Source organism: Modestobacter roseus, assembly GCF_007994135.1.
Lineage (GTDB): Bacteria > Actinomycetota > Actinomycetes > Mycobacteriales > Geodermatophilaceae > Modestobacter > Modestobacter roseus.
In genome coordinates, this window is the sequence record NZ_VLKF01000001.1 from 490,662 (window position 1) to 502,850 (window position 12,189).

At 76.3% G+C, this 12,189-nt stretch carries 12 protein-coding genes; 4 read left to right on the forward strand and 8 right to left on the reverse strand.

Annotation, left to right across the window (positions count from 1 at the left end; all coding sequences use genetic code 11):
* Window positions 1-74: 74 nt before the first annotated feature.
* The 5 genes from JD78_RS02470 to JD78_RS02490 all read right to left on the reverse strand — a co-directional run bounded on the left by JD78_RS02470 (window position 75) and on the right by JD78_RS02490 (window position 4,086).
* A complete protein-coding gene (locus tag JD78_RS02470) occupies window positions 75-908 on the reverse strand; it encodes an ABC transporter permease (protein ID WP_153360077.1) in 834 nt (277 codons plus the stop codon).
* A complete protein-coding gene (locus JD78_RS02475) occupies window positions 905-1,759 on the reverse strand; it encodes an ABC transporter ATP-binding protein (protein WP_228395137.1) in 855 nt (284 codons plus the stop codon). Before JD78_RS02475 ends, JD78_RS02470 begins: the two co-directional genes overlap by 4 nt.
* Window positions 1,760-1,866: 107 nt before the next feature.
* On the reverse strand, window positions 1,867-2,973 hold the full coding sequence (locus JD78_RS02480; protein WP_153360075.1) for a hypothetical protein: 1,107 nt from the start codon (window positions 2,971-2,973) through the stop codon (window positions 1,867-1,869).
* Entirely contained in the window at window positions 2,957-3,469 is a 513-nt protein-coding gene (locus tag JD78_RS02485; protein ID WP_153360073.1) for a sigma-70 family RNA polymerase sigma factor, read from the reverse strand. Before JD78_RS02485 ends, JD78_RS02480 begins: the two co-directional genes overlap by 17 nt.
* A 107-nt stretch (window positions 3,470-3,576) precedes the next feature.
* A complete protein-coding gene (locus JD78_RS02490; protein ID WP_153360071.1) occupies window positions 3,577-4,086 on the reverse strand; it encodes a flavin reductase family protein in 510 nt (169 codons plus the stop codon).
* Between the two features lie 35 nt (window positions 4,087-4,121).
* Here JD78_RS02490 and JD78_RS02495 point away from each other — a divergent pair, with 35 nt between their 5' ends.
* Both JD78_RS02495 and JD78_RS02500 read left to right on the forward strand, forming a co-directional pair.
* Window positions 4,122-5,543, forward strand: a complete 1,422-nt coding sequence (locus JD78_RS02495) for a dihydrolipoyl dehydrogenase family protein (protein WP_153360069.1) — start codon at window positions 4,122-4,124, stop codon at window positions 5,541-5,543.
* 3 nt (window positions 5,544-5,546) lie between these two features.
* Window positions 5,547-6,509 (forward strand): NAD(+)/NADH kinase, encoded by a 963-nt coding sequence (locus JD78_RS02500; protein ID WP_166520936.1) that lies wholly within the window; start codon window positions 5,547-5,549, stop codon window positions 6,507-6,509.
* On the opposite strand, the gene JD78_RS02505 is transcribed toward JD78_RS02500, so the two are convergent.
* On the reverse strand, window positions 6,494-7,279 hold the full coding sequence (locus JD78_RS02505; protein WP_166520937.1) for a transglutaminase-like domain-containing protein: 786 nt from the start codon (window positions 7,277-7,279) through the stop codon (window positions 6,494-6,496). The genes JD78_RS02500 and JD78_RS02505 overlap by 16 nt on opposite strands.
* Window positions 7,280-7,443: 164 nt before the next feature.
* Here JD78_RS02505 and JD78_RS02510 point away from each other — a divergent pair, with 164 nt between their 5' ends.
* Together JD78_RS02510 and JD78_RS02515 are read left to right on the forward strand one after the other, a co-directional pair.
* Entirely contained in the window at window positions 7,444-8,262 is an 819-nt protein-coding gene (locus tag JD78_RS02510; RefSeq protein WP_153360067.1) for an SGNH/GDSL hydrolase family protein, read from the forward strand.
* An 87-nt stretch (window positions 8,263-8,349) separates the two neighbouring features.
* Window positions 8,350-9,039, forward strand: coding sequence for a hypothetical protein (locus JD78_RS02515; RefSeq protein WP_153360065.1), 690 nt, complete (start codon window positions 8,350-8,352; stop codon window positions 9,037-9,039).
* Window positions 9,040-9,081: 42 nt separating this feature from the next.
* Here JD78_RS02515 and JD78_RS02520 read toward each other — a convergent pair whose 3' ends face one another.
* Together JD78_RS02520 and JD78_RS02525 are read right to left on the reverse strand one after the other, a co-directional pair.
* Entirely contained in the window at window positions 9,082-11,547 is a 2,466-nt protein-coding gene (locus JD78_RS02520) for a putative bifunctional diguanylate cyclase/phosphodiesterase (protein ID WP_153360063.1), read from the reverse strand.
* A gap of 90 nt (window positions 11,548-11,637) precedes the next feature.
* Entirely contained in the window at window positions 11,638-12,177 is a 540-nt protein-coding gene (locus JD78_RS02525) for an STAS domain-containing protein (RefSeq protein WP_243730962.1), read from the reverse strand.
* Window positions 12,178-12,189 lie beyond the last annotated feature (12 nt).

The following is a 12,189-nucleotide window of genomic DNA, read 5'->3' on the forward strand; positions in this document are numbered from 1 at the left end:
GAGGGGTTGAGCCGCATGCGCACGCGGCTCGACCCCTCCGTACCCGGGTCAACCCGGGCAGGGAGGGGCCGAGCTCAGACGTCGCGGCGGCGGAAGGAGAGCACCGCGAGCCCGCCGACGAGCAGCACCCACACGGCCACCCAGCCCAGGTAGGTGGCGGTGAGCGGCGCCTGACCGAGGAAGGGGAAGCCCACCTCGCCGAAGACGCGCAGCGCCGTCGGGTCCTGGAAGGCGTACATCGCGCCCCGCCACAGCCCGTCGGTGGGCAGCAGCATCCGGGAGACCTCGCCCACCCGGGCGACGCCGTCGTTGCCGATCGCCTCGCCCACCCCGCCGACGACGCCGGCCACCCAGGTGGAGCCGAACAGGCCGACCGCGACGATCCCCGAGGCCATCGGGGAGATCGCGGTGGCCAGCAGCAGCACCAGGGTGAGCAGCACGGTGGTCTGCAGGGCGAGCAGCAGCAGCCCGATCACCGGCTGCGGCGGCCAGAAGCCGACGGTCAGCTGGACGACGAGGAACTGGGCGAGCCCGGCGACCACCACGAAGCCGGCACCGAAGGCGACCAGGCCCAGCCACTTGCCCAGCAGCACCTGCCAGCGACGCACCGGCCGGGCCAGCACCGCCAGCGCGGTGCCGGACTCGACCTCCCCGGCCAGCGACGGCCCGGCGAGGAAGGAGGTGCCCAGCGCGGCGATCAGGCTGAACCCGAACATCACCAGGTTGAGCAGCTGGGAGGAGATGAGCCGGGCCTCGCCGCTGGTGAGCGTGCCCAGCTCGGCGTCCAGCCGGGAGAAGCCCCAGCCGCTGAGCGCCAGCAGTGCCACCGTGAGCAGCACGACGGCCCGCAGCACCTTGCGCCGGGAGGCCTCGCGCAGCGTCAGGCCGGCCAGGGTCAGCACGATCACGGCCGGTCCTCCTCGCGCAGGATGCCCAGCAGCCGTTCCTCCAGGCTGATCCGCACCGGCTCGACCGCGTGCACCCGCACCCGGTGGGCCACCAGGTCGGCCACCAGGTCGGGCACGGCGGTGCCGTCGTCGTCGGCCGGCAGGGTGACGGTCAGCCACTCGCCCTCGCGGGACACCTGGCCGAGCGCGGTCAGCCGGGCCTCGGCGGCGGGGGTGAGGTGCTCCAGGTGCAGCCGCAGCTCGCGCTGGCCGAGCAGCTCGGCCAGCGTGCCGGCGGCGGCGACCCGGCCGTGGTTGAGCACCACGACCCGGTCGCAGACCCGCTCGACCTCGCCGATCAGGTGCGAGTTGAGCAGCACCGCCACCCCGCGGGACTTCAGGTCCAGCACCAGGTCGCGGACGTCGACCCGGCCCACCGGGTCCAGCGCGCTGGTGGGCTCGTCGAGCACGACCAGCTCCGGGCGGGCCACCAGCGCGACCGCCAGGCCCAGCCGCTGCTGCATGCCCTTGGAGAACCCGCCCACCCGGTCGCCGGCGCGATCGGCCAGGCCCACCAGCGACAGGCACTCGCGGCGCTCGGCGTCCGGCACCCGGACCCCGGCCAGCCGCACGTGCAGTGCGAGCACCTCCTCCGGCGTCAGCCACGGCTGGTAGCGGAAGAGCTCGGGCAGGTAGCCGACCGCGGCCCGGGCCTGGGGGTCGTTGCCCGGCCGGCCGAGCAGCACGACCTCCCCGGCATCGGGCCGGACCAGGCCCAGCAGCATCTTGATGACGCTGGTCTTGCCGGCGCCGTTGGGGCCCAGCAGGCCGACCACCTCGCCGCGGCCGACGGTGAAGGAGACCCCGTCCACCGCCGTGCGCCTGGCGTAGCGCTTGCGCAGCCCCGAGCACCAGACCGCGGCCGACGGCGGCAGCCCGGCGACCTGCCGCTGAGCCGCGGTCAGGTCGCCGGTGGTGCTCAGCGCAGCCCCCGGGCGACGTCGAGCACCTCGTCCTCGCTGATGGTCCCGGCCACGCCGGTCACCACGCCGTCGGCGACCCAGACGACGCCGTGCACCAGGCCGTCGCGGGAGGCCAGCACGGTCGCCGGCGCACCGTCGACCTCGGTGGTGGAGGTGGTCACCAGCTCGGCCGGCACCGGCAGCGGCAGGGTCGTGCCGTCGCCGGTGAAGGTGCGCAGCTGGTCGGCGAGGGCGTCCGGCAGCCCGGGCAGGGACAGCAGGTGGTCGCGGGCCACCTCGAAGGGGACGCCGCTGGACTCCGCCGTCGGGGCGGTGACCCGGCCGACCGCGAGGGCGGGCAGCCCGCGGGCCTCCGACCACACCGCGGCGACGCCCGGGCCGGCGGTCAGCCGGAACGTGCTGCCGTCGAGCCCGGCGGGCACCTCGGGGAGCTCCTCGCCGGCCGTGGCCGCCGCTTGCGCCGCCCGGTCCGCGGAGAAGGTGAACTCCGCGACCAGCTGTCCGCCGACGGTGTAGGCCGGCTCGCCGGTGACGCCGCGCGGCAGCTCGTCGACCTGCGGCACCTCCAGGCCGGTGGCCTCCTCGGCCGCCGCGGCGTCGGAGACCTCCCGCACGTCGGGCTCGCTGACCGCCCGCAGGGTGCCGTAGGCCGACAGGTCGGGCAGCGCGACCAGGTCCGCCTCGGTGACCGCGACCGGGGCGATCTCCTCGGTGCGGAACACCTGCACCCAGTCGCCGGCGGCTGCGGCTCCCGCACCGCCGACGACCAGGACGACGCCGGCGGCGGCGACCACGGGGCTGCGCAGCCGGTTCCGCCAGCTCCGCGCCGGTGCGGCGGTGCGGGCCGTGGCGGCGGTGGCGGCCGCGTTCGGGCGGGTGGCGGCCTGCAGCCGCTGCCAGCCGCGGTCCACGTCCGGGGCGGCGGCGGAGCCGGCCATCGCCGACGCGGTGGCCGCGGCGTCGTCCGCCACGGCAGCGAACCGGTGCAGGCAGGCCGGGCAGCCGGCGACGTGCGCCCGGTCGGCGTCGGGGACGCCGGCGGGCTCGTCGACGAGCCGGCGCAGCGTGCCGTCGGCCGGGTGGGTGTCAGAGCGGAGACGCATCAGGGGTCAACTCCTTGCGCAGGGCGGACTCGGCGCGCCGGACGGTGGTGCCGACGCTGCCGGGGGAGAGGTTCAGGGCCGCGGCGACCTCGGCGTAGCTGAGGCCGCTGTGGCGCAGCACCAGGGCCAGCGCCTGGGTGCGGGGGAGCCGGGCGAGCGCGGCGCGCACCCGGCGGTGCTCGTCGCGGGCGACCACGGTGTCGGCGACGTCGGGGGCGGCCACCTCCCGGTCGGCGACGGTCGCCTCCCGGGCGGTCCGGCGGCGGCCGGACCGGATCAGGTTCAGCGCGGTGTGCGCCGCGGCCACCGACAGCCAGCCCGGCGCTTCCGCGGCGGGCACCGCGGACCGGCTGAAGGCCAGGAACACCTCCTGGGCGACGTCCTCGGCCTCGTCCCCGGAACCGAGGACGCGGGCGGCCACGGCGACCACCCGGGGGTAGCCGTCGCGGAACACCTGCTCGAGATCGGGGTGCACGCCGTCGCCCGCACGTGTCACGGCCGATCTCCTGCGTGCGCGCACCGCGGCCAGCGGTGCCACCTGGCTGTGCCCGACGACGTCCACACCTCTAGAGCACCGCCGACGTCACCGATGTGACAACCGGGTCAGCCGCGGCCGGCGAGCCGCCCGGCGCCGTCGGTCCAGCGGCCGCGCAGCCGCACCAGCGGGTCGCCGTCACCGAGCACCGGCACGCCCTCGACCGCCAGCAGGACGACGACGTGGCTGCCGGCCTCGACCACCGACTCGACCCGGCAGTCCAGCGCGGTCAGGGCGCCGTCCAGCGCGATCGCGTCACTGACCGGGGCCCGGTGCCAGGGCACCGTCTCCAGCAGGTGCCGGGCGCTGGGCCGGCCGGCGGAGGCGAACCGGCTGGCCAGGATCGCCTGGGGCGCGGCCAGCACGTTCACGACCGCGGTGCCGACCGACTGCAGCACCTCCGCGGGGTAGCCGTCGGCGGCCAGCCCGACCGCCACCAGCGGCGGGTCCGCCGAGACGCTCATCAGCGAGGTGACCGTCGTCCCGACGTCGTCGATGTCGTCGCGCACCGTGAGCAGCACGACCCCGGTGGCGTGCTGGCGGAGGGCGGCGGCGAACTCCTGCGCATCGACCGGCATGGCGGCCAGTCGACCACACCCGACAGGATGGCCGGGTGACCGATGCAGAGCAGTCCTACGACGTCATCGTCCTCGGCGCGGGGTCGACCGGGGAGAACGTCGCCGACATCGTCGTCCGGGGCGGCCTGAGCGCCGTGCTGGTCGAGTCCGAGCTGGTCGGCGGCGAGTGCTCCTACTGGGCGTGCATGCCCAGCAAGGCGCTGCTGCGCGGCAGCGAGGTGCTCGGCCAGGCCCGGGCGGTCGCCGGCGCCGCGGCGGCGGTCACCGGCGAGCAGGACGTCGCGGCCACCCTGGACCGGCGCGACGGCTTCACCAGCCACTGGGACGACGCCGGGCAGGTGGAGTGGGTCGAGGGCGCCGGCATCGCGCTGGTCCGTGGGCACGCCCGGCTGGCGGGGGAGAAGCGGGTCGTGGTCACCACCGACGACGGCGCCGAGCGGGTGCTCACCGCCCGGTACGCGGTCGCCGTCTGCACCGGCTCGCGCGCCGCCGTCCCGCCGGTCGACGGGCTGGCCGACGTCCGGCCCTGGACCCCGCGCGAGGGCACCAGCGCGAAGGAGGCGCCGGGCCGGCTGCTGGTGCTCGGCGGCGGTTACGTCGGCTGCGAGATGGCCACCGCGTGGCAGCAGCTGGGCGCGCAGGTGACGCTGCTGCAGCGCGGCGACCGGCTGCTGCCGCACCTGGAGCCCGCGGCCGGTGAGGCGGTGCTGGCGTCCCTGCGCGAGCTCGGGGTCGACGTGCGGCTGGGCACCGACGTGGACGCCGCCCGCCGCGACGGCGACGAGGTGGTGCTCAGCGGCTCCACCGGGGAGTTCCGCGGCGACGAGGTGCTGGTCGCCGCCGGCCGGGCCGCCAACACCGACGACGTCGGCGTGGACACCGTGGGGCTGACCCCCGGGGAGTACCTGGACGTCGACGACTCGCTGCAGGTCAGCGGCACCACCTGGCTCTACGGCGTCGGCGACGTCAACGGGCGCGCCCAGCTCACCCACATGGGCAAGTACCAGGCCCGGCAGGCCGGCGCGGCGATCGTCGCCCGGGCCCGCGGCGAGCAGGTCGACCTGGCCGACTGGTCGCCGTTCGTCGCCACCGCCGACCACCGGGCCACGCCCAGCGTCGTCTTCACCTCCCCGCAGGTCGCCGCGGTCGGGCTCACCGCCGCGCAGGCGGCCGACGCCGGGCTCCCGCACCGGGTCGTGGAGTACCCGATCGGCAGCGTGGCCGGTGCGGCGGTCTTCGCCGACGGCTACTCCGGGACGGCGATCGCGGTCGTCGACACCGACCGGGAGGTGCTGCTCGGGGTCACCTTCGTCGGCGAGGGCGTGGCCGAGCTGCTCCACTCGGCGACGATCGCGGTGGTCGGGGAGGTGCCGATCAGCCGGCTCTGGCACGCCGTCCCGTCCTACCCGACGATCAGCGAGATCTGGCTGCGCCTGCTCGAGACCTACCGGGGCTGAGGCGTGCACGACGGCAGCCGGATCGGGCTGGTCCTGCACCCGCACCGCGACTGCTCCGGGGCGGCCACCCAGGTCGCGACCTGGACCAGCACGCACGACGTGGAGCTGGTCGCCGCGGCCGACGACGTCCACCGGCTGGCCCTGACCGGGGTCACGCCGGTGGCGCCGACCGAGCTCGCGGACAGCTGCGACGGGATCATCGCCCTCGGCGGTGACGGCACGCTGCTCGGCGCCATGCGGCTGGTCGCCGGCCGGCCGGTGCCGGTGCTCGGGGTGAACTTCGGGCGGCTGGGCTTCCTCACCGAGGTGGAGGGCCGCGAGCTCGACGCCGCGCTCACCGCGATGGCCGAGGGCCGGTCGACCATCGAGTCGCGCAGCTGCCTGGTGGTCCGGGGTCCGGGCTGGGAGACGGTCGCCTTCAACGACGTCGTGCTGGCCCGGGTGCCGGGGGAGGGGATGGTCGACGCGACGCTCTCGGTGGCCGGCCGCCGGTACGGGCACTACCGCAGCGACGCCCTGATCATCGCCACCCCGATGGGGTCGACCGCCTACAGCTTCGCCGCGGGTGGGCCGGTGATGTCCCCGGGAGCGGAGGGCGTGCTGGTGACGCCGTCGGCGCCGCTGAACGGCATCGACCGCACCGTCGTCCTGGGCCCGCAGGAGCCGCTCAAGCTGACCCTGCCCGCCACCGCCGGCCGGCCGGCGGTGGAGGTCGACGGGCTGGTCCGCGGCCGGCTGGGACCGGGCGACGAGCTGCAGGTCTCCAGCCGCGCCGAAGCGGGGCTGCTGGTGCGCCTGGACGACTGGGCCGCCGCCGACCGCAGCCGGGTGAAGCTCTCGCTGCTGGACCTGCCACTGCTGCCGGAGGAGCTGGTCGAGCTGGTGCCCGAGGAGCTGCGTCGCCGGCAGCCCGGCGGCGTCTCCGAGCCCGGCGGCGGGCAGGCGGGCACTCAGGCCAGCGCGTAGGGCTCCTGGCTCGGGGCGGGCAGCTCGCCGTCGACCGTGGCGGTGACCGTCATCGCGCCGAGGGTGGCCTGCCCGCCGAACAGCGACAGGAAGGCGGTGTCGGCGGCGTCGCGCCCCGAGCAGATGCGCACCAGCGCCGACGTCGGCGCCAGCCGGGTGGCGTCGACGGTCCGCCACACGCCGTCGACGTCGGCCTCGACCACGGCGTGGAAGTCCATCGGGGACAGGCCCGGGGCGTAGACGGCGACCAGCCGGGCCGGCACCTCCAGGGCACGCAGCAGCGTGACGGTCAGGTGCGCGTAGTCGCGGCACACGCCCTGCCCGAGCAGCAGGGTGTCGACCGCGGTGTCGACCGGCCGGCTGGACCCGGCGGTGTAGACGAGCCGGTCGTGCACCCAGGCGGCGACCGCGGCCACCAGCTCCGCGCGCGGCAGCGACCGGTCGAACTCCGCGCCGGCGTAGCCCTCCAGCTGGTCCGAGGGGCAGTAGCGGCTGGGCCGGACGAACTCCGCCCACTCGGCCGGGGTCACCGTGCGCGGCTCGCCGTCGCCGGTCACGTGCCCGGTGTAGGCGATCGTCGTCTCCCCGGCGGGCAGCTGCAGCCGGTGCACCCGAGCCCCGGGGACGGCGATCTCTTCGGCCGCCACCGGCCGCCCGTCGCAGAGCACGGTGAGCTGCTCACCGGCCGGCGCGGCCAGCGCGACCTGCAGCAGTGCGGTCGCCGGGGCGGGGGAGGAGACGGTGAGCCGGCAGGCGACGTCGGTGCGCATGGCCGCATCCTGACCGCCCCGTGTTGCGGGCGTGTGGCGCGCCGCCGGCACCGGGTCCGCGCACGGTCGTGCGCTGCCCACGTGGGGTGGGCAGAGCACGACCGTCGGCGGGACCGTCCCGGGGGCCGGTCGGGCGGGTCGGCGGCATGTGGTGCAGTGGACCCGTGCAACCGGGCAGTGACCGTCGGACGTGGCAGCGCTACATCGCGCTGGGGGACTCCTTCACCGAGGGGCTCAGCGACCCCGACCCCGGTACGGCCGACGCCTTCGTCGGCTGGGCCGACCGGCTGGCCGCCCACCTGGCCGACGCCGCACCCGGTGGGGACGTGGAGTACGCCAACCTCGCCGTCCGCGGCCGGCTGCTCGCGCAGGTGCTCGACGAGCAGGTGCCCGTGGCGCTCGCGGCCGAGCCGGACCTGGTGAGCCTGGTCGCCGGCGGCAACGACCTGCTGCGTCCCGGCGTCGACCCCGACCGGCTGGCCGCGGACCTGGAGCGCGCGGTCGTCGCGTTCCGGGACGCCGGCGCCGACGTGCTGCTGGCCACCGGCGTCGACCCCCGACAGACCCCGATCATCCGGCGCACCCGCGGCCGGGTCGCGGTGTTCAACGCGCACCTGTGGTCGATCGCCGCCCGGCACGGCGCCGTCGTGCTCGACCAGTGGGGCGCGGCCTGGCTGCAGGACGCCCGGATGTGGGACCCCGGTGACCGGATCCACCTGACCGCGGAGGGGCACCGGCGCACCGCGCTGGCCGCCGCCGCGGCGCTCGGGGTGCCGGTGGCCGACGACGTCGACTGGCGGACGCCGCTGGACCCGGCGCCGCCGAAGGCGGTCCGCGAGGTCGCCGCGCAGGAGCTGGCGTGGGTGCGCGGGTTCGTGCTGCCGTGGATCGGCCGCCGGCTGACCGGCCGCTCCTCCGGCGACGGCCGGGCGGCCAAGCGCCCGGTGCCCGTGCCGCTGCACCGGTCCGCCCAACTCCGGTAGTACACGATCGGGTGACGGGCAATCCGCCTGCGCTGCGCGCGCCGAACCCCTGTCGAGCACCACTCGACGAGATCCAGGGAGTTCCTGATGAGCAGCAACCGCGTCGCCCGCACCTCCATCGCCCTCGCCGTCGCGGCCACCGCCGCCCTCGGCCTGTCGGCCTGCGGCGCCGGCGAGAGCACCGCCAGCGCCGCCGACTCCTCGGCCAGCTCGTCCTTCGGCCGCCCGGAGCCGGTCGCCACCATCCCCGCCGTCCCCGGCGGGAGCACCGCCGTGGCGCTGGACACCGGCTTCACCGACGCGCTCACCCAGCTCGGCCTGACCCCCGGCACCGTGGGTTCGGCCACGCTGGACGGCGCGACGGGGACGATCACCTTCCCGATCACCGGGGGGACCGTGACGCTCTTCGACCGCGAGTCCGGCTACCGGCCGTGGGTGCAGGGCACCCTGTTCCACGAGGGCAGCGGGCTCAGCCTCACCGCGGGCGGCACCACCGTCGAGCTCACCGACTTCACCATCGACCCGGGCAAGCCGGCCCGGCTGTTCGGCAACGTCTCGGTCAACGGCGAGCTCGCCGTCCCCAGCGCCCCGCTGTTCGACCTGGACGGCAGCACGCTGAACCCGCCCACCACCTCGGCCGGGTCCGCGGAACTGGACGGCACCACCGTCGAGCTGTCGCCGGAGGCGGCCGAGCTGCTGAACGCGACCTTCGGCACCGACGCACTCACCGGCGGGTTCGTCGTCGGCACGTCGACCATCACCGTCGAGACCGAGTGATCCCCGGACCGTGCGGTGCCCGTGGGGCACCGCACGGTCCGCTCACCGACGGTCGCCGGGCTCCGGCAGGTCGCGCGGGACCGGCCCGGTGGCCGGGCCACCGAACGGCCGCGGGAACGGCCCGGACCGTGGCCCCCGCCCCGCGTACTCGCCGTGGTCGGCGGAGTCGCGGGGCTCGGGCAGTCGCAGCGCGTCCGGCCGGCCGCTGGCGGCCAGCAGCGCGCTGAGCTCGGCCAGCGCGCTGGACGGGGCGAAGGAGTGCGGGTCGAAGGCCGGGTCGGCCGCCGCCCCGGGCCCCGCTGCGGGCTCCGGCTGGGCCACCGGCTCCGCCGGGGTCCCCGGGTCCTCCGTCGCCCAGCGTCCGAACAGTGGGATCGGCTCGGCGATCGGGCCGGACGTCGGCTCGTCCGCAGCCTGCGCCGTCGGCTGCTCGGGTGTCTCCGGGAGGTCCTCCGGCTCGGCGAAGTCACGCGGGTCGGTGGCGAACACCGCGAACGAGTCCAGCTGCGGGACGGCGGGGGGCGCGGGCTGGGCGTCGGCGTCCGGCCGCTCGCCGTCGACCGCGGGTGCGGCGTCCCAGGCGTCGTCGCCCGGCAGCGGCAGCCCGGCGTCGGTGCCGTCCTCGACGCCGTCGACCAGCTCGACCCCGCCGGCGTCGGCCGCCGGGTCGAGCGGGCCGTACCCGTCGTCCCCGTCCGCCGCACCGTCCGCGTCGTCGTCCGGGACGACCGACGGGTCGTCCAGGCCGACCAGGTCCGGCGGCACCGCCAGGTCGTCGAGCTCGCGGGCCGGCAGCGGGGCGGGGCGCCCGAAGGCGTAGCCCTGGGCCATGGCGCAGCCGTGCTCGCGCAGCCAGCGGGCCTGCTCGCCGTCCTCGATGCCCTCCGCGATCACCTGCAGCCCCATGCCCTGGCCGAGCTGCAGCAGGCCCTGGACCAGGGCGGCGGTGGCCGGCTGGGTGACGACGTCGGCGACGAAGGAGCGGTCGATCTTGACGGTGTGGATCGGCAGCCGGTGCAGCGCGGTGATCGCCGAGTAGCCGGTGCCGAAGTCGTCCAGTGCCAACGTCACGCCGCTCTCGGTGACCTGGTCGACCGCGTGCAGCGTGGCGTCGGCGGCGAACAGCGCCGTGGACTCGGTGATCTCCAGCTCCAGCCGCTCCGGGGCGAGCCCGGAGGTGGCCAGGGCATCGGCGACCAGCTCGCTGAACCCGGGCTCGGCCAGGTGCCGGGCGGAGATGTTGACGTGCACGCGCAGCGCTGGGTCCCAGCCGGCGGCGTCCCAGCAGGCCTGGTGCAGCACCCAGGCGCCCAGGCGCGAGGTGAGCCGGTTGTCCTCGGCCGCGGCCAGGAACGCGCCCGGCGGGAGCAGCCCGCGGGTGGGGTGCTGCCAGCGGATGAGGGCCTCGTAGCCGAGGAGGTGCTCGTCGGAGAGCGCGACGATCGGTTGGTAGAACAGCCGCAGCTCGCCGGCCTCCAGCGCGTGGCGCAGGTCGGTCTCCAGCTGGAGCTGGTCGACGTAGCCCTCCCCGAGCGCCTCGTCGTGCACCTCGACCCGGCCGCGCCCGCCGTTGGCCTTGGCCCGGGCCAGCGCGCTGTGCGCCTGGCGGAGCAGCGCCTCGGGGGCCACGTCGGTGCCGAGGGTGACCCCGACGCTGGCCGAGAGGGTGATCTCGCGGTCGTTCACGTGGAAGGGCTCGTCGAGCACCGAGAGGAGCCGGTCGGCGATGGTGCGCAGCCCGTCGACGTCGTCCACCTCCTCTGCCAGCACGAGGAACTCGTCGGCGCCGAACCGGACGGCGGTGTCCTCGACCCGGGTGCTCCAGCGCAGCCGGTCGGCGACCTGGCAGAGCAGCTGGTCGCCTCCTTCGTGGCCGAGGGAGTCGTTGACCGCGGTGAACCGGTCCAGGTCCAGGTGCAGCAGGCCCACGGAGGTGCCGCGCCGGCGGGAGAACGCCAGCGCCCGGCCCAGCCGGTCGGTGAGCGCGCGGCGGTTGGGCAGCCCGGTCAGCGGGTCGGTGAAGGCGCGGCGGACCAGGTCCTCCTCGGCCCGGCGACGGTCGGTGACGTCGACCATCGACAGCAGCACGAACTGGAGCGCACCGTTGGCGTGGTGCACCAGCTCCTGGGTCTGGTGCACCCAGACGCTCTCGCCGTCGGCGCGCCGGAGCCGGCGCTCGCCGACCACGGCCAGCTGCGGGTCCAGCAGCGGGGCACCCGGCACGTGCTCGGTGGCGCGGTCCTCCAGCGGGACGTCGTCGGGGTGCGTCAGCAGGTCCAGGTGACGACCGGTCAGCTCACCGGAGGTGCGGCCGGTCAGCTCGCACAGCGCCGGGTTGACCAGCAGCATCCGTCCGCTGGGGTCGACCACGGCCTTGCCGATGGGGGCGGAGAGGAACAGGGCTCGGAAGAGCTGGCCCCGGTCGGCCAGCAGGACGTCGGCCGCGCGCAGCCGCTGCCCCGTGCCGGGCCCGGGGGCGCTCGACGACTCGGGTGCGGAGGAGGTCACGGGGGACAGCCTCGCTCATCGACGGGCCCGATCCAGGGAACCTCGACCGCGTGGCTGTGTTCGTGCCGTCACTGCCCGTGACGGATCGGGTCACCGGAGGACGGTGTGCCTGGCGTGGTCGGTGAGGCCGGTCTCCGCCGGCCGGCTCGGCGCGGGGACCCGGTACGGGCGGGCCGACGACGGTGGCGCGGAGTCGCTGAACAGCCCGGTCTGACCGGTGAGTGCCAGCAGCCGGGTCACGCACCGCGGGGCCACCCCGAGTCGCAGCTCCCGGCCCGCCGCGGCGGCCGTGCGGGCAGCCGCGGTGAGCGCGCGCAGGCCGCCGGCGTCGCAGAACGTCACCTGGCCGGCGTCGATCGTCCATCCGACCCGGTCGGTCACCAGCAGGGTCTCGACGGCGTCACGCAGGTGGTGCGCGGAGTCGCGGTCGAGGTCGCCGCGGAGGTGGACGAGCCCGGTGGTCAGGTCGAGGTCGACGACCAGCGTCGGGTCGTCGGTGCGCGCGTCGGTGGTCGTGAGGGTCCCCTTCCCGGGGTCGTCCGCCGGGACCGTGCCCGGGTGGCGGTGCGCCGCTCGGGCGCGTCGTCGGGGCCGGACGACCGGCCCGCCGCGACCGTAGCAGCGCCGCACCCCCACCCGGAA